Origin of the sequence: Polaribacter haliotis, assembly GCF_014784055.1 — a bacterium.
In the GTDB taxonomy this organism is placed as follows: Bacteria; Bacteroidota; Bacteroidia; order Flavobacteriales; family Flavobacteriaceae; genus Polaribacter; species Polaribacter haliotis.
The window spans coordinates 651330-670367 of record NZ_CP061813.1; the positions used below are offsets into that span (position 1 = coordinate 651330).

The 19038-nt window shown below is 30.7% G+C and carries 13 protein-coding genes and 1 tRNA gene; 4 read left to right on the forward strand and 10 right to left on the reverse strand.

Annotated elements, in window-relative coordinates; all coding sequences use genetic code 11:
• Window positions 1–10: 10 nt before the first annotated feature.
• Window positions 11–823, forward strand: coding sequence for an RDD family protein (locus H9I45_RS02560; protein ID WP_088353504.1), 813 nt, complete (start codon window positions 11–13; stop codon window positions 821–823).
• 408 nt (window positions 824–1231) lie between these two features.
• Here the strand turns inward: H9I45_RS02560 and H9I45_RS02565 are convergent, their stop codons facing one another.
• The 8 genes from H9I45_RS02565 to H9I45_RS02600 form a co-directional block, all read right to left on the reverse strand.
• Window positions 1232–2377 (reverse strand): MFS transporter, encoded by a 1146-nt coding sequence (locus H9I45_RS02565; protein WP_088353503.1) that lies wholly within the window; start codon window positions 2375–2377, stop codon window positions 1232–1234.
• A 203-nt stretch (window positions 2378–2580) separates the two neighbouring features.
• Entirely contained in the window at window positions 2581–5454 is a 2874-nt protein-coding gene (locus H9I45_RS02570; protein WP_088353502.1) for a type I restriction endonuclease subunit R, read from the reverse strand.
• Between the two features lie 269 nt (window positions 5455–5723).
• Window positions 5724–6011: a GIY-YIG nuclease family protein gene (locus tag H9I45_RS02575; protein WP_088353501.1), complete on the reverse strand. Its 288-nt coding sequence runs from the start codon at window positions 6009–6011 to the stop codon at window positions 5724–5726.
• 134 nt (window positions 6012–6145) lie between these two features.
• Window positions 6146–7486, reverse strand: a complete 1341-nt coding sequence (locus tag H9I45_RS02580) for a restriction endonuclease subunit S (RefSeq protein ID WP_088353500.1) — start codon at window positions 7484–7486, stop codon at window positions 6146–6148.
• Window positions 7486–9045, reverse strand: a complete 1560-nt coding sequence (locus H9I45_RS02585; protein ID WP_088353499.1) for a type I restriction-modification system subunit M — start codon at window positions 9043–9045, stop codon at window positions 7486–7488. Before H9I45_RS02585 ends, H9I45_RS02580 begins: the two co-directional genes overlap by 1 nt.
• Window positions 9046–9364: 319 nt before the next feature.
• The gene (locus H9I45_RS02590; protein ID WP_088353498.1) at window positions 9365–9574 is read right to left on the reverse strand and encodes a hypothetical protein; all 210 of its coding nucleotides are present in this window, start codon (window positions 9572–9574) and stop codon (window positions 9365–9367) included.
• A 3-nt stretch (window positions 9575–9577) separates the two neighbouring features.
• Complete coding sequence (locus H9I45_RS02595) at window positions 9578–10333, reverse strand: hypothetical protein (RefSeq protein ID WP_140422741.1); 756 nt, start codon at window positions 10331–10333, stop codon at window positions 9578–9580.
• A 1-nt stretch (window position 10334) separates the two neighbouring features.
• Complete coding sequence (locus tag H9I45_RS02600) at window positions 10335–12155, reverse strand: hypothetical protein (RefSeq protein WP_140422740.1); 1821 nt, start codon at window positions 12153–12155, stop codon at window positions 10335–10337.
• A gap of 599 nt (window positions 12156–12754) precedes the next feature.
• On the opposite strand from H9I45_RS02600, the gene H9I45_RS02605 reads away from it, so the two are divergent.
• Entirely contained in the window at window positions 12755–13396 is a 642-nt protein-coding gene (locus tag H9I45_RS02605) for a DUF6266 family protein (protein ID WP_088353495.1), read from the forward strand.
• A gap of 75 nt (window positions 13397–13471) precedes the next feature.
• Here the strand turns inward: H9I45_RS02605 and H9I45_RS02610 are convergent, their stop codons facing one another.
• Together H9I45_RS02610 and H9I45_RS02615 are read right to left on the reverse strand one after the other, a co-directional pair.
• Complete coding sequence (locus H9I45_RS02610; protein ID WP_088353494.1) at window positions 13472–13780, reverse strand: helix-turn-helix domain-containing protein; 309 nt, start codon at window positions 13778–13780, stop codon at window positions 13472–13474.
• 233 nt (window positions 13781–14013) lie between these two features.
• Window positions 14014–14095, reverse strand: a tRNA-Tyr gene (locus H9I45_RS02615).
• A 266-nt stretch (window positions 14096–14361) separates the two neighbouring features.
• Here H9I45_RS02615 and H9I45_RS02620 point away from each other — a divergent pair.
• Both H9I45_RS02620 and H9I45_RS02625 read left to right on the forward strand, forming a co-directional pair.
• Window positions 14362–16626 (forward strand): acyl-CoA dehydrogenase family protein, encoded by a 2265-nt coding sequence (locus tag H9I45_RS02620; protein ID WP_088353493.1) that lies wholly within the window; start codon window positions 14362–14364, stop codon window positions 16624–16626.
• An 80-nt stretch (window positions 16627–16706) separates the two neighbouring features.
• Window positions 16707–19031, forward strand: coding sequence for a patatin-like phospholipase family protein (locus tag H9I45_RS02625; RefSeq protein ID WP_088353492.1), 2325 nt, complete (start codon window positions 16707–16709; stop codon window positions 19029–19031).
• Window positions 19032–19038 lie beyond the last annotated feature (7 nt).

Below are 19038 nucleotides of genomic sequence, written 5' to 3' on the forward strand. Positions count from 1 at the left end.
TAACCATTGCATGAAAACACTCCAAATAAAAACAGCACAAAATGTAAACATCAAATTTAGGGTTGCCAATGTTGGTATGCGCTTGTTGGCATTTACTGCAGACAATGTTTTTAAGTTTGCTTACTTGTACATTGTGTACACCGTTTTTGATTTTGCTGCGCTCGAAAAAGTCTTTAATGGCGATAATTGGACTGTGCAAGCAATTAGTGTCTTGGTTTTAATTCCTGTAACATTTTATTCTTTATACACCGAAATTTTATTAGACGGACAAACCATTGGAAAAAAGTTGCTTAAAATTAAAGTAATTAACGAAGACGGATTTAAGCCCAGCATTTCCGACTATATAATGCGTTGGTTTCTTAGAATCGTAGATTTTAATTTGTTTATTCTAATTGCGGTTTATATTTATTCTGTAGATGTGCCTAATGAAGATCTTATTATAGGATTGCTCTTTATTTTCGGAAAATTAGTAGGCTTATTACTCATTATTTTTACAAAGAAGAATCAGCGTTTTGGAGATATTATTGCAAATACAGTCGTAATTTATTTAAAAGACGAAGTAAAATTTTCTGATACCATTTTAATGAATCTAGAAAATGAATATATACCAACTTACCCAAATGTTATTCAATTATCGGATAACGACGTTCGTATTATAAAAGACACCTTTAAAAGTGCAAAGAAATTTAACGACTATAAGACCCAAATAAAACTCCGTTCTAAAATACAAGAAGTTACAGGAATTGTTTCTAAGCATAAAAGTGATGCTGCATTTATAGAAACCGTATTAAAAGATTATAATTTTTATACACAAAAAATGTAATTTGTTTACCACGTAGAAGACGCTATTCGAATTCGTACTAGAACTCGTGGCATAGAAGTAATTAAATAAGATGTTTATAATATAAAAAGAGAGGGTATTTAATACTCTCTTTAAAAAACCTACTTAACATAATGTAAATTATAGTCCATTTATCTTATGATTTCTGTATAGCCGTTTTTCAGGCTATTTATACATAATATCAGATGTAACACCTTTAGGTTTATATCGATAGATATTATGTTAAAAGAAATTACGGCTTAATTAAGTGCTAGATTTATTTGATAGCTATAATTCTCTAATATGTAAAATATCCCACAAAATCTCATAAAGACAATAAACATTGTTACTGGGGTGTTTTAAAATTCGTTAACAAGTGTTAATTACAATTTTGTAGAATCCAGTATTTGATTATTCTAAATGTTTTTTTAAATGATTGAATACACTTAGGGTTAATGGAATAAAAAGAAATCCACCAATTATAAATACGATAAACGCTTTTTGCAAACCAAAATACGCTGCTAAATACCCAATTAAAGGTGGCCCTAAAAACATGCCCACTGTAGAATAGGTTCCTATGATGGAAATAACGATTCCTGTGGAATATTTTTTTGCTTTACCTGCCAATATAAAGGTCATAGGAAACAGCCCAGAAACTCCTATTCCTACCAAACAAAACCCTATTAATGCAGGCCAGAATTCAGGAATTAATATCGCAATTGAAACTCCAGTCATTATTAAAAAGGAACTTAAAAAATATAATTTTTTCATTCCAAAATAATCAATTAGGCTGTCTATTGTTAATCGATATATAGACATGCAAACCATAAAAAGTAAATATCCGTAGGTAAAAACTTCTTCTTTTACCACATCTTTAAAGTAAACGCCATTCCAATCGTACATTCCCCCTTCACAAATGGCCGCAAGAAATACCATAAAGCCTAATAGCATAATGTATTTGTTTGGCTTTTCTAACTTAAATTTATTGCCTCCTTTGGCCTTGTCGTTTTTTATTAAATATGGGTATGCAACAAAAATAGTAAGCAATGTAAATACAGCAACTATTAAAAAATGGACTTGAATAGAAATGTTTAGTTGTAACATTAAGGTGGTAAATAAAACACCTACTACTCCACCAATACTCCACAAACCATGAAAAGCACCAACAATCCGTTTTTCAAATTTTTCCTGTAAAGAAATAGATTGTGTATTTATAGAGATGTTTAAGATTCTTAAACTTACCGCAAATAGAAACAATGCAAAAATAAGTAAGGGCAAACTTGTTGCAAAACCAATTAATAAAAGCGATATCGCAAAAAACACATAGGCAAATTGTTGTGGTATTCTACTATCGTATTTTGAGACCAACCAACCAGAAAGCGGAATACCAATAACAGCACTTGCTGGCAGTATCATTAGCATATTTCCTAATTGCTCTTCACTAAAGTTGAAATTGTCTTTTATAGTTGGAATTCTTGATGCCCAAGAAGAAAAACAAATACCAGACAGTAAAAAATAGGTTGAAAGTGAAATTCGTTGTAAACTTCTTTCTTGCATTCGTAATAATATTTGAATGCAAAAATAATTCTTTTGTTGTTTTAGAAGGTCTTTTAGTTGAATTATTACAACAAAAAACTTCTTTTAAATCATGGGTGTATTGTTGGTTGTTTATGCTTGATAACACATTGCGAGTTAGTCATTGCGAGGCACGAAGCAAACTCAAGCAATCTCAAGCAAGAGTAATAACACGTTTCAAAAAACTACCCAGTCATTCCTGTTATAAATACATCAATAAACTTTTTCATTTTTAATAAGATTCTTTCGCCAATTTCACGTGCTTTTAAAATACTTGGTCTGTTATCTAAGCATTTAAAAACATCTTGTCTAATGGGTTCTTGACCATTGTACACATAACTTTCTATTAAAGAATTGAATTGTTGTTGGTCTAAATTTTCTTCTTTACAAATTTTAGACAATGCAATTACTTTTTGTTGTTGCCAATATTTATCAAATTCATCTGGTATGGCATCTACATCACTAATATTAGGTAAGTTTTCTTCAATAAACTTTTCTATGAGTTCTCGTTTGCTTCTTAATGTAATTTCGCCTCCTAATAAATCTATAATTGCCTTTTTCTGTTTGGCAGCTTCAGATTTGTCTGTAGTTTTTAATCTTGCCAATAGTTGTAAAATATAAATTACATTTATTTGGTCTCTATGAATCAACTCTAACTCAAAATCAATATCATTTAAAATAGATGTTTTTTGAGCAGGATTGTTAATTTTTATAGTCTCGTATAAATCTAAATATTTACTCTTGTAATCTTCAAAAGTTTGTTCATCTATCCCTAAATCTTCCCAATTAAAATCTACATAAGACTCTAATACGTTTTTAGTTCTTAAAACTCTTCTAAAAGCTTGTACAAAAGCCAACTTTTGCTCCTCTCCTAGCAAATCATCTACACTTTTATACGTTGGTGTTACTTGTAATAAATGTGCTAAAGCTTCATCAAATTTAGTAGCAATATCCTCATAAGGTGGCGTTATAATGGTTTCGTTTGCCTCTTTGTTAGAAAATAACGTAATGGCTTCATCTGTAGCCTTTTTTAAGTTTCTAAAGCATAAAATATTCCCTTGCGATTTCTTTTCTCCTAAAATTCTATTGGTTCTAGAGAAAGCCTGAATTAAACCATGATGCTTTAAATTCTTATCTACGTACAACGTATTTACTTTCTTCGCATCAAAACCAGTGAGCATCATATTTACTACAATAACAATGTCTAATCGGTCTTTGGCATCATTAAAATTCGCTTTTTCTCTATCTTTTAAACGTTTACTAATGTCTTTAAAGTAGTTTTCGAATTGCACACCATCTTTTGTAGAAAAACTAGTATTGTACATTTTATTGTAATCAGTAATATAACTATCTAATTTATCTCTAGAATGACTTGTTACATAGTTGCTTTCAGATTCAGCTGCTTGTGAGGTTTCAGTATCTGGAATGTAATCTTGTGCGTCATCATCTGCTTCATTGGCTCCGTAAGAAAATATGGTTGCGATTCTTAAATTGTGTTCGCCTTTTAATTTTTTCTCCTGAAAAATATCATAATATTTAATGAGCGTTTTAATATCACTCACTGCAAATAAGGCAGAAAACAGCTTATTAGAAGTCTTGGTACCATGATGCGCAATAATGTAATCGACAATTTTTGTTAACCTTCTTTCGTCTGTAAACACTTCTGCTTTATCAATATCTTCTACTTCAATATCCAATAAAGTTCTACTTTTTTGTTTGTATCTACCAATATATTCGATTCCGAATTTTAAAACATTATCATCTGCAATGGCATCTGTAATTACGTATTTGTGCAAACATTCGCCAAACAAATCTTTGGTGGTTCTTTTTCCTAAATCGTTTTTAGAGGCATTGTCTGCAAAAATGGGAGTTCCTGTAAAACCAAATAACTGACTATTGGTAAAATAATCGGTTATCTTTTGGTGGGTATCTCCAAACTGACTTCTATGGCACTCATCAAAAATAAGCACCACTCGCCTATTCTTTAATCCTGCTAATTTTTTATCATACTTGTTATTTGTAATCGCATTATTTAGTTTCTGAATGGTGGTTAACACCAATTTAGAATCGTCTGCCAATTGTTTTACCAAACTGTTGGTATTGTTGGTAACATCTACACTATCCTTTTTAAAAGAATTAAATTCTTTCATGGTTTGGTAGTCTAAATCTTTTCTATCTACCACAAACAACACTTTATCTACAGTGGGCAAATCCATAATAATCTGACTTGCTTTAAAAGATGTTAAGGTTTTACCAGAACCTGTGGTGTGCCAAATATATGCGTTGTCTGTATTGTTTTGTACTTGTGCAACCAACTTTTCTACTGCATAAAATTGATAGGGTCTTAACACCATTAAAATTTTATGTGTTTCGCTTCTCACAATATACTTGGCAATCATTAACCCCAAATGATCTGGCTTTAAAAAAGCAGTTGTAAAATCTGTGAGTTCTTTTATGTTTTTATTGTGTACATCCGACCAGAAAAACGTTTGTTTTACAGATTGCAAAGCATTGTTTGCTAAATACTTTGTGTTTACTCCGTTACTAATTACAAACAATTGTACGTATTGAAACAACCCATGATTAGACCAAAATGAATGTCTTTGATAACGATTAATTTGATTAAATGCTTCTTTAATTTCTAAACCTCTACGTTTTAATTCTATTTGTACCAAAGGCAAACCATTGACTAACAACGTAACATCGTATCTGTTTTTATAAGTACCTTCTTGTGCTATTTGGTTAGTGACTTGAAACAAATTGGCATTCCAATCTTCACTATTAAAAAAACGAATGTAAGTAGCATCTCCGTTATCATTTACAAACTGAAAACGACCTCTTAACGTTTTAGACTTTTCAAACACATTGCCTTTTGCTAAATGGTTTAAAATAGTTTCAAACTCTTTATCTGAAAACGTAAGTTTATTTAGCTTTTCTAATTGACTTTTTAAATTAGCAACCAATGCAGTACCCTCTAAAACAGTAACTTTATGGTAGCCTAAACCAACTAATTGTTTAATTAGATTGTTTTCTAGTTGAAGTTCTGATTGTTTGCTCATAATTTCTTTATCGTCATTGCATTCAATCTCGTCATTGCGAGGCACGAAGCAATCTGTTCGTTGGGTTTCCTATTCTTTTTTAAAACTCGTTTTCGCCTTCTTTATGTTTTTACTCTTTTTGTTTTCACTCTTATGCTCTCACTCTTGCGTGGGATTGCTTGAGTTTGCTTCGTACCTCGCAATGACTAACTCGCAATGACACTCACACCCTAACACTCTTTCGATTTCATACTTTTTTGGGTTTACTTTGTCGTTCCTCCTCGCAATGACTAAAGTGGATAAAACAATTCTTCCCATTCAGGATTCATACTTTCTATTAATGCAATTTTTTTTGCTCTATTCCCACTTTTTAATTGCTTTTCTCTTGCAATTGCATCTCCAATCATTTGAAACGCTTCATAATAAACTAATTTACTTAAATTATATCTCGCAGTAAAAGATTTCTTATTAATTTTTGATTTATGTTGTTTTATTCTCTGCTCTAAATCGGCTGTTACACCAATGTATAAAGTAGTGTTGTTTTTATTTGTTAGTATGTATACAAATCCTGGTTTCATAATAATTTGTCATTGCGAGGAACGAAGCAATCTGTTCGTTGGGTTTCCAGTACTTTCTTAAAACTCGTCTACGCCCTCATTCCGTTCTCACTCTAGCATGGGATTGTTTCATACTTCGTAATGACACTCATACTCTAAACAAACATCTGCTGTAACAACCCTTTTTTAAACGCTTGTGTTTTTTCTATTTGTGTTTGTACGTTTTCTATTTTTATATCTATAGCACTTAAATAATTGGCTATTTTTTGTTGTTCTTTTAGAGATGGAATTTTAATATTCAATTTCTTTACTTCAGAAAAATTAACATAAATCTGTGTTCCTCCTTGAGAAACTGAAAAAACTGTGTTCCTAAATTCTTTATAATTCAATTGAAACCAAGCATAAATTGGATATATAATACTTCTTATACAAATTAATCTTTCACTTCTTTGATTATAAATGTATAAATTATTTTCTGGTATCAATATCGTTGAACCAATGATATCTCCTGTACTTGTTTTATCATTTAAAACCATTACTAAATCTCCTTTGTCTAATAATTTAGTTTTAGTTTTTTCGTTTAAAATAATCCTTTGTCCATTTTCATTATATTTCCCTTCAGTTGAATAATTACCAATGGAAACAACTTTGTGTGTTCCTGACTTACTAAAATGTTTTTCTAAAGCAGTTCCTCCAATATTATTAAAAACTTCTCCAAACTTCTTCTCTTCCCAATCAGGAAAATCTAAACCATCATCATTTTTAAAACGCAATTGCTGACTAAACAATTGTTGCATGACTCCTTTTTTGTAGTTTTCTAATAACTGCTTTTTAGTGGTTAGTTGTTGTATTTTGGTATCTACAGATGTTAAAAAAGAAGCTATTTTTTGTTGTTCTGGGAGGGTTGGAAAAGCTACTTTTGTTTTACGTAATTCTTTACCAGAAATACCTTGAACAGTAGTTCCAATAGCTTTTCTATGTATTAATTTTTGATAAATTGGTGATAACATATAATGTAGTAAATATAAGTTTTCAATTTTATCTTTACCTCTTAACTTTATAACTCTTTGAGCTAAAGCTATTTTTTGTTTATCAACTTGAGCAATATTTCCAAGTGGTGCTTCAGTAGTAAATAAAATATCACCAAGTTCAGGTAAGCCTTTACTCATTACTAAATTATAGTTTTCTAATGGAACATATTCTTTAGATTTATCGTAATCAATATATCCTTTCTTTATGTTTTTTGCAGTAACTAAAAACACCCCTTCATTTGATTTTTCAGGAGCTCTACCTCTATAATCAACATAAGAAGTTATATTATCCATTTTATCAAAAGACCAACCATCCACAAACTCATTAAAACGAAGTTTAGGTACACGCACATCATTGCGAAGCTTTTTTGCTGAAGCAATCTCTTTTTTATTGGCAGATTGCTTCACTCCGTTTGCAATGACGGTTTGTTTAGCAATTACGTTATTTTTATTTTCTGCAGCCATTAAAAAGGAGTTTCAATATTTAACTGTTTGCAAAAATCTGCAATAGTTGCATCTGTTGCTGCCATGTCTTTTTCTAATGCTTTTAAATCCGCAGAAATACTTATAAGGTCTATAGCTTCTTCTTCTTCAAAAGTATCTACATAACGTGGTATGTTTAAATTGTAATCGTTTTCTTGTACTTCCTCTAAACTAGCAACATAACTATATTTGTCTTTGGTTTGTCTTGTTCTGTAGGTGTCTATAATTTCTTGCAAATGTGCATCTGTTAATACATTTTGCGTTTTTACTTTATCAAAATGATTGCTAGCATCAATAAATAAAATGTCTTTGGTTGGTCTGTTTTTCTTCAATACTAAAATACACGTAGGAATACTTGTACCATAAAAAATATTAGAAGGCAAACCAATTACGGCATCTAATTGGTTTTTATCTTCAATTAAATACTTTCTAATATGTCCTTCTGCTGCACCTCTAAACAAAACACCATGCGGTAAAACACACGCCATGGTTCCGTTTTCATCTAATTGATGAATCATGTGTTGTACAAAGGCAAAATCTGCTTTACTTTTTGGTGCCATTTTACCATACGGAGAAAAACGCTCGTCACTAATAATACTATCTGGATTCCAATTGGCAGAAAAAGGCGGATTTGCTACAATGGCTTCAAAACGTTGGTCTATGTGTTTTGGTGATGGATTTACTAAGGTATCTTCATTATAAATATCGAACTTTTTATAATGTACATCATGCATAATCATGTTCATTCTACACAAGTTATACGTAGTTGGGTTGCTTTCTTGTCCGTAAAAACCACCAACCTCTTTTACTTCTTTAGAAACTCTTAACAGTAAAGAACCAGAACCACACGTTGGGTCGTACACAGATTTTAAACGCTCTTTATCTGTAGTTACAATTTGTGCTAATATTTTAGAAACTTGTTGTGGTGTGTAAAATTCTCCCGCTTTTTTTCCTGCTCCAGAAGCAAACTGACCAATTAAATATTCATAAGCATCACCTAATAAATCATTTTCATTGTTTTCTAAATCGAAATCAATGCCTTCTAAATGCATCAATACTTTTACAATCAGTTCGTTTTTAGCTTCTTCTGTTTTTCCTAATTTACTACTTGTTAAATCTAAATCTTCAAAAAGGTTTCCAAAATCGTCTTCACTTTCACTTCCCATAGTGCTTTGCTCTATGTTGGTTAACACTTTTTGTAAATCTTCTAAAATGAATTTATTGGTTCCGCCAGAGTTTCCTCTTTTGGCGATTTCGCTAAATAATTCTGTTGGTTTTAAGAAATAACCTAACGCATCTAAAGCATCTAGTTTTATTTCTTGTAATAAGATTTCTTCTGCTTCGTGTCCTATCACTTCATGATATTCTAAACCATCTGGTTTTAAAATAACATTAGCGTGTAAAGACATTTTTTTACTTAAATACTTGTAAAATATAAAGCCTAGTATATAATCTCTAAAATCATCTGCATCCATATTACCTCTTAAATCGTTGGCAATATTCCATAATGTTTGATGCAATTGTAATTGGTTTTCTGACATGTAAATTTGTATATATGTTTATGAAATGAACTCCATAAACAAGCAATTTAATTTTTTGTTTAAAATTAGCAAATTTGATAGAACTACAAAGAGAATACTACATAGTTTTTAAAAAAAAAGATTGAAAACCCAACAAACTGATTGCTTAGTACCTCTCAATGACACTCGAATCCGTCATTGCGAAGCATGAAGCAATCTCAAGCAATCTTATAATAATTAAGACCAAACTGCCAAATCAATTAATATAAAAAAGAGACGATATATTTTATACCGCCTCTTAATTAATTTAGAATTTTATTTTAAATTACCAATACAAATATTATCCGCATTCACACCAACATTCGTTGCCAACACAAACTCTGTAACATCCAGGAGAGCAATTTCTTAAACTTTTATTGGTTTCTGTTTTTATTGTAATAGATGGTATTGAATTATTACCCTCTTTTAATAGATGTACAATTTCTTTAACTAGTTGTTTGATTTTTTTAGATGATTGATCATCTAAATTTTTTCCTTCATTGTTTTCCATAATTTAATTTGTTTCTTGTTTAATATTTAATTTAATAGGATTTGAAATAATATCTGTTCCAATAATTTTTCCAATTATTTTTAAGTCGCCTACAAACTTTTGATTACCGAGAGTTAAATTTCCTGCAGTAAATTTTGTGGTTGCTATACCTGTGGCATTTACACTATTTTGATGCTCTCTTAACCTGAGATCTGTAAAAGGTGAATTATCAGCTGCATTATATACTAGAAATTCAACTTCAAGTCCTGAAGAAGGTGATCCTGTATCTGATTTTACAGTTGCCGTTAATAAAGCTTCTGACAAAAAAGAATTATCCATACCAAATACGTTAGACGAAATGCTAATACTTTTTGGTGGAGAATTAGTAAATTCTAAATTTAAATTGACAGGATATTCATAAATTTTAGCAGTAACTTTTACTTCAGTAGTAACTTTTGTAGAAGATTTTAATTTTACAACAGCACCCAAATAAATATTTCTATTAATTACAATTGTATCTTTCGCAACTAGTTTTATTTTTTTTTCTTTACTATCTATAAAAACACCTTCATTAGTCTCAAATTCTATTTCTCTTTTATCACTGTCTGAGTTTAAAGCAATATAGGCAGTAATAGATATGGTTGAAGTATTATCAGCTGGCATACTAAAAATATTATCAGTTGAAATAATATTAATTACATCATTTGCTTTAACTTCTTCTTCTTCATTACAACCAAACATCATTATTGTAATAAAACTATATAATAGTATCTTTTTCATTTTAAAATATTTTATTAAAAGTTGAACCACTAGCCTTTTTAAACTCAATGTCAAAGGAGGCAGAAAAATACCCAAGACTTGAAAATTTACTTTCTGATATAATTGGGTTGGGATCAATTTTATTATACCACAATCTACCGTAAGATAATCTTACGCTTCTATTAACTCTATAAGAGATTCCTGTGATTAAATTAAAATTTGTAAACAAATCTTTTCTTCGATTATCTTCTGCTATAGTTCCTAAACTTAATCCTATCATCAAAGAGAAATGATTTCTTAAATATCTACCTATTATGTTTGAACCCGGAGGAGTATAATCATCCATATACTTGCTTCTAAGGTCTTTATTAACGGGACCAAAAATATTTATATTAGCCCCTAAAAAAGGTCTTAATCCAGGTTTATTACCATCAAAAAAATATAAAACACCAAAATCTGGTATTACAAGTTTTTTTGATTCAGAACTTACTGTGCTTAGTAATGTATTTGGTAATAAAAATGTTTCAGTAATATTGTTATCATAAGATGTAATGATTGAAACTATTTTTTTTAATAGTTTTTGTGTTGCATTAGAAAATTGAACAAGTTCATAAATTCGTTTACTATCGTTTTGATAAATAGAATTATATGAGGAATTTAATAAGCTGATGTATTTTAAATCTTCAACATAAGTATTTAAAATAGTAATGTTTTTGTCTATATTTTTTATCCTTTCTGTAAAATTACTCAGCGATGTTAATTCAGTAATTTTTTTGTCTATGATAGAACCTCTACCATTTAAAAACTGATTTAAGATATTAGATTCTAAAGATTTTAAATTCGCCAATAATTTTAATGATGTTTTAAAACTCTTATCATCAGTAGCTTTAAAAAAATTTGCAATCTCTGTAAATTTTTTTTCAAGTTGTATGTCTTTAATAGAAGCTAAACTTTGTTTTGCAATTGAATCTAAACTTTCGAATTTATTTTTTAAAATTGTATCATAAATACTGTTGTAAGTAGATAAATTATAAGGTAAAACTCCTGTACATTTTCTCAAGCTAGCACTATCACATTTTAAAGAGATTATTTTATAGTATTGCTTTATAATATTTATAGTATAACTGTCTGATTTTATTTTTTCTAAGATTAATGTATCACAATTTTTTTCATTGTTTTTTATAGTTTCTTTTTTTTCTTTTAAAGTTTTTGAGATATGTTTATATAAGTATTTATAATATTGTTTAATCTTTGTATTAAAAATAGTAGAATCTAAGTTTTTAGCTTTTTTTTCTCCAAAACGTTTTTCGAAAGTAGTAAAACTATCTTTTTTCATAACATTCTCAGCAGCAATAAGAAGATTAAAAATACTATCTTTTTTATAATATAGTGAATCGTTAGTATGAAAAAATGCTGAACTTATATCGTAATTTTCTGTTTTCTTTTTAAGCTCTTTTAAACAATCAGAGAAACTATTTTCCTTATTATTATTATTATTATTATTATTATTATCTGTATTCTTATAATTTTCTTTTTTTTCTTTAAAAAGATAATTTAATTGTATTAATTCTTCTAAAATTTTACCAGAGAATTTTTTTCTTATGGATATATCATATAGTTTATTTGGGGCTAAAGCTGGCATTCTTAAGACTAAGAATTTAAATTTATCATCAATTGGTTCTAAAAAGTAATCTATTTTCGAAAGTTTATTAATACCTGGCTCTGGAAATAGTCTTTCTTTACCAACAGTATTAATGTAGAGGATTCTTTCTATTTCATCGGTTTTAGGAATTTTAACCTTTAAGTAAAATCGAACGTCAAAAGGCAACTCTTTATTTAACAAACCTGTTAATGGGTCTACTTCTATAACTTGTTTTTCTGGAGCATTTTGCCCATAAACAACAGTTAATGTAAAATAAAGTAGAATAAATAATATATTTTTAATTGTAAAACCCTTAATTGAATCCATAGTTATAGAATATATGACACATTAGTTTTTAAAAATCAGAATCGACTAATAAATAAGTACTAAATTATAATTTTATTATTTATAATTAATACCTACAAATAGTTAATTATTTAAAAAAGGGATAAACCTCTAAAAAGTTACCAAAATTATAAAAACTTTTATCCCACTACCCTTCCCACCACTCTCCCTCGCCTTTCCTCCCAAAAAAGTCCATTTTTAAAAAATAGGCTCTACCCGCACCCGAACAAACCCCGAACCAAACCCCAACAAAACCTTATAAAAATTAGGTTTGTGGGTCAGCATGTGTCAGAAGAGGTCAGCATGTGTCACAAGAGGTCAGGATGTGTCATAACAGGTCAGCATGTGTCAGAACCGTTCACTTTGTGTCAATACGTGTCAGTACGTGTCAACTGTTTGTTTTTATGGTTTTTAGCTTCTATGTTTGGGGTCTATTAATCATAAAAAATAAAATTATGGCAACATTTGAAAAAGGTATTCTTGGCGGATTTTCTGGCAAGGTAGGAAACGTAGTAGGCTCTCGATGGAGAGGGAAAAACGTAATGCGTAGTTTACCACAGCGTGGTAATTATACGGCTACAGAAAAACAGGAAGAACAACGACAAAAATTTAAGGTCGTTATTGGGTTTTTAAGTCCTATTGTAGACGTGTTAAGCAACTATTTTGGTGCTCCACAGGGCGATAAATCGCGTTCTAACTTGGCAACTTCTTACCATTTGAAAAACGCAGTGGTTAGTACCCCACAAGGCATGGTAATGGATTACCCAAAAGTATTAATTAGCAAAGGCGATTTAAGAGGTATCGATGGTGGTACTGTGGCTGCAGCTGCAGGACAAACCCTAAATTTTGGTTGGCAAGACAATAGTGGCCAAGGAAAAGCCACAGCAACAGACACACTAATGGTAGTGGTGTATGCACCCGACTTAAATTTGTTTTACACCAATTTAACGGTTGCTACACGAGATGCCACAACAGCAGCAGTAACCTTACCAAATTTTATGGCAAGTTTCGAAGTAGAAATTTGGGCTTCTTTTAGCAAACCAGGAACCAATTTTGCTGCAATAAGTACCTATATGGGTGCTGTTACAGTATTGTAAAAAAACTGTTAACTTATTTATAAAGTGTTTACGTATAACATTTGTATGTTATACGTAAACACTTTATTTTAATGCTTATTTATCTAAACGCTTTTTAAATAAAGCTGTTAGCAATAAACCATTTACTTCCGACTTACTAATATTGCTAAGTGCCTTATGCATAAACACCTTGTTTAATAAGTGTCTAGGATAGATAGGAATTCGACCTAATTTAAAATTGGGGATGTTGTGTTTTTTGCGCAATCGGTATAAGGTACTGCGGCTCACGTTTAAATGTTTCATGACTTCTTCTGTTGTAAGCCATTCTTCTTTTTTTAATAACTGGGTATCAAAATCTAAATGCGTGTTTTGTAATGCTGGTTGGTTTTTTTTTTCATTTTTCATAATCGCTTTTTCTTAACAACATACTCGGTTGACATAGAGCATATTACCCCTAAATATAATAAATTTTTATAAAGTATTGTTTTTCAGATGTAAAAAAGTAGTGTAATTCAGGTATAAATACGGGGTTTTATTATTTAAAAACTTAAAGAAAAAAAGAGAATTTTTAATAGCGTTTAGAAAAATGACTAACAGATTGCTTTGTAACTCGCAAAGACAAATAAATAGGTAAATTGTGGGGAGAGCAGGATTCGAACCTGCGAAGACGTAGTCAACGGAGTTACAGTCCGTCCTCGTTGGCCGCTTGAGTATCTCCCCTTTCTTTTACTAGGTTAATGAACTTAAAATAACAACAATTTTTAAGTAAATAAATTCGCTGTTATCTTAAAAAGGTTGCAAATATAAAAAGTTTTATAACATGTAATTAAAATATTATATTCTTTTTTTTGCTTTATTTTTATGGTAGCATCTGTAATACTATTTTAAAGTAGAATAGCAATCTCAACTACTTAAAAATCAATTACTTTATATTTCTCCTAATCAATTTTCTTACTTTTTCTACATTTTTTTTGTAAATTCATTTTATGGAAATACAAAAATATACTGCTGGCGTTTTACAATACATTCCTTTCTTTTATGTGATTTGGTCGGACGATTTATTATCATATTCAGAGGTTTCTGTTGTAAAAAAAGCCATTGAACAAGATAAAACGCTAACCAAAAAAGACTACAGCTATCTTTTAAAATATTTAGATAAAAAAGCACCACCAACGTATGCTGCATTAAAGCATTGGAAAAAAACAATTTCTAATGCGAACATTAAGTTAGTGGAAAGCGATACTTATCCCCTAGCTACTTTTAGTCAGAAAATGATTTGTCATCATTTTGCAGAATGTCCATTCAATCCGAATTTAAAAGATATTGAAATCAATTTAGGGATTCAACCAAACCATTACAATCATTTATTTGAAATTGAAATTGTTAAAGAAGCGACTTCTAATTATTACAATCCTGCTGAAATAGATACTATTTTAAAAGGAGACCAAACCATTGTTATTGATGCCTTTAGAGATTTTTTAAAAGATCCCATTTTTAAATGGGATATTAAAAGAGACAAAGAAGCATTTAGAAACCATGTTTTAGAACAAGTAAAAGTTTTGGCAAAAGAAGGTTATGGAGCCATGTCTTACGATACGCCTTATGGAGGTAGCAATAATATGGTTGGTTATGCTGGAATTTTCGAAAACTTAATGTACGTTGATGGAAGTTTGGCCATAAAATTCGGAGTCCAATTTGGCCTTTTCGGAGGAAGTATTCAAAAATTAGGCACCAAAAAACATCATGATACATATCTAACTGAAACTGGAAAAGCCAACATTTTAGGATGTTTTGCCATGACAGAAACTGGGCATGGATCGAATGTTAGAGGCGTTAAAACAACTGCAACTTACGACAAAGAAAAAGACAGTATTATTATTCACACACCAGGAGAAAACGATAATAAGGAATATATTGGAAATGCCTTGCATTCGACAATGGCTTCCGTTTTTGCACAGTTAATTGTCGATGGAAAAAACCATGGTGTGCATGCTATTTTAGTGACCATTCGTGATGAAAATCATACCCTAACACCTGGAGTTACCATCGAAGACAATGGCTATAAATTAGGATTAAATGGTGTTGATAATGGTAAAATTTGGTTCCATCAAGTTCGAGTTCCAAGAGAAAATTTATTAAATAAATATGGAGACATTTCTCCAGAGGGAACCTATTATTCTGAAATAAAAAACCCCAACAAACGCTTTTTTACGATGTTGGGTACTTTGGTGGGTGGTAGAATTTGTGTGGCAAGAGCTGGACTTGGAGGTGCAAAAAAGTCATTGGCGATTGCTGTAAAACACGCTTTAAAAAGAAGACAATTTAACGACAGCATAAAAATTCAAGAAGACTTGTTAATGGATTATCCCAGCCACCAATTGCGTTTAACGCCTGCAGTTGTTAGCTGTTATGTGTATGATGTTACATTAACACATATTATGAAAGTGTATAGTGATCCAAAAATTAAAGACAAACGAAAAATAGAAACCCAAGTAGCAGGATTAAAGTCTATTATTACCTGGTTTGCAAACGACACCATACAAGAATGTAGAGAAGCTTGTGGTGGAAAAGGATATTTGTTAGAAAACCAAATTGCAGATTTAAAGGGAGATGTAGATATTTTTACCACGTTCGAAGGAGACAATCATGTATTGTTACAATTGGCAGCAAAAGGAGTTTTGTCTGATTTTAAATCGGAATTTAACAGTGCTGGTTTTACAGCAGTTCTAAAATTATTAGGAGAAAGAATTGGCGATAAACTAAATACCATTAACCCTGTTTACACGAATAATGTCGATACAGAACATTTGTATAGTGCTAAATTTCATAGACATGCGTTCGATTATCGTACAAGAAGGTTCACCTACACAGTTGCCATGCGAATTCGAGATTATGTAAAGAAAGGAGTTCCTTCCTACCAAGCCTTTTTAAAAGTACAAACGCATTTATTGGCTTTAGGAAAAGCATATAGTGTAGAACTGGCTTATAACACTTTTGTTGACTTTACAGAAACTATTATCGATGAAAAAAACAGGTTACTGTTCAGAAAAATAGGGACTTTATATGCTTTACATGAATTGCGAAAAGACGCTTCTTGGTATTTGGAACAAGGCTATATTAGTGGCACAAAATCGAAAGCAATTCGCCAACGAGTAGAAAGGTTATCTACAGAATTAAGACCTCATATTGGAGTTTTAGTAGATGGTTTTGGAATACCAGACCATTGCTTGGAAGCACCTATTGCGAATTAAAAGTAAAAATATAAGGTAATAAATACATATTTAGGATTCTTTAAAGCAATCATAAATATTGCAATTCTCTATATTTGTATATGTTTAAAAATTACACAATACTACTTACTTTTTTAATTTCCTTTTCTGCTTTGTTGGCGCAAGAAAAAAAACCAAAAGTAGCTTTGGTTTTAAGTGGTGGTGGCGCAAAAGGAGTTGCACACATTCCATTATTACAAAAAATGGATTCACTTGGCATTGTACCCGATTTAATTGTGGGGAATAGTATGGGAAGTATTGTTGGTGGTTTGTATGCTATGGGGTATTCTGGAAATGAAATCGCCAATTTGGCTAAAAATATAGACTGGAACAACTTAATAGGTGGAAGTCTCTCTTTAGATAATGTAAGTAACGAAGAAAAAAGTGAGTTCAATCAATATTTAATAAGTGCTGCAATTGTAAAAGGGAAAGTTAAAATTAGTCCGTTTATTTTAAGCGACCAAAACTTAAGAAATTTTCTAACTTCTATTACGTATCCTGTGTATAATATTTCTAATTTCGATAAGCTACCCATTCCTTTTCGAGCATTGGCAACTGATATTGTTGCTGGAAAAGAAGTGGTTCTAGACAGTGGCTCTTTGGCTTTGGCCATGCGTTCTAGTATGTCTATTCCTGGAGTGTTTTCTGCAGTTCCTTATAAAAACACCTTATTAATTGATGGTGGAGTTCTAAATAATTTTCCTGTAGATGTAGCAAAAAGATTGGGTGCCGATTTTATTATTGGAAGCGATGTTGGTAATGGAATGTTACCTAAAGAACGACTAGATAATTTGCAGTCTTTATTATTTCAATCGGGTATGATTGCTAGTAATATTAAAAATCCAGCAAATAGAAAATTGTGCGATATTTTATTAAGTCATGGTCCTAATATTACTTATGGTACACCCGATTTCGGACAAGCCTCAAATATTTACAAGCAAGGAAAAATCGCTTTAACAAAAGAACTTTCTCAGCTGGTAAAAATTTCTAAAGAACTTAAGAAATTTAAACAAAGAACAAGAAGTTTACCCATAGAAAGAGATTCTATCTCCCTAGATGCTATTGAATATAAAGGAATTTCAGAAGAACATTTAAATTTAATTAAAGCGCGTGCAAACCTTAATAAAGGCGAAAAATACACAAAAGTAGACATTGCAAAAGGGATAAATACAGCCATGGGTACAGCTTTATTTGAGCAGATTGCATATGGTTTTTTTGACAAAGAAAATAAAACAACACTTTTTTTAAATGCATCTGAAATTGCAAACCATCAAATTAAAGGGGCTGTGCATTATAATAATGAATTGGGTGCTGGATTAATTTTGAATTATACAGGGCGAAATTTAATAGGAAAATCTTCTAGAAGTCTTATTACTATTGATTTAGCAAAGAATCCGAAAATTAGATTGCAACATCAAAATATATTAGGGGAAAATAAAAATTGGTGGATGCGAAGTGAATTGTATGTAAATAATTACAGTCAAGGTTTGTTTACAGCTGGTTTTAGAACAGAGGATTATAAATATAGGTTTCAGCAAGTAAAAAGTAAGATAAACCGAAATTTAAGCTCTCTAAAAAGTTACGTTGGTATAGGATTCGAATATGAAAACACCGTTTTAAAACCACAGGTTCCCATAGATGTAACGTCAGATGAAGGAGACCAAATTAGTAGATATCGATATCAAGATTATTTAGGAACTTTAAGCTTTCATTACAATACCATAAACAAACAATATTTTGCAACCCAAGGTACATCTGTTGCTGTAAACTATAAAAGATCGTTGAATAATTTATTGAATATAGATATTTTTTCGTTTGATACACCAGAAGATATTGAATTAGAATCGTCTCTTGCTAACTATCATAAATTATCCATAGCAGCATCGAAAAGAATACCTATATCACCAAAATCTACACTAATTACAGGAATTACAAGTGGTTTTATTTTTGAAGATTCCGTAAAAGAAAATGAGCTTTCTTTTACAGATTATTCAGTTGGGCCTTCTTATTATTTGGGTGGAAATGCATCTATTGCACGAGGTGGAAGTTTTATAGTTCCTGGACTAAAAGATGGCGAAGTTTTAGCGAGTCAGTTTATAAAGGCAGACGTTTCTTTTCAATATGCGCTACAAAAGAAACTATTTTTAACGCCACATCTAGATTTGGTTATTTTTGGAGACCATTCATTCTCTAATTATGTAAACAACTTTACAAAACCAACTTCAAATTGGAACAATATAGAACAAACAGGCCTTATTATTTCTACAGGACTTACTGCTTCTTACAATTCTATTTTAGGACCCATTAGTATAGACGCATCTTTTGTAAATGACATTAATCAAATGCGTTTTTTCGTGGGTGTAGGTTATAGTTTTGTAGGGTTTTAAATTTAAT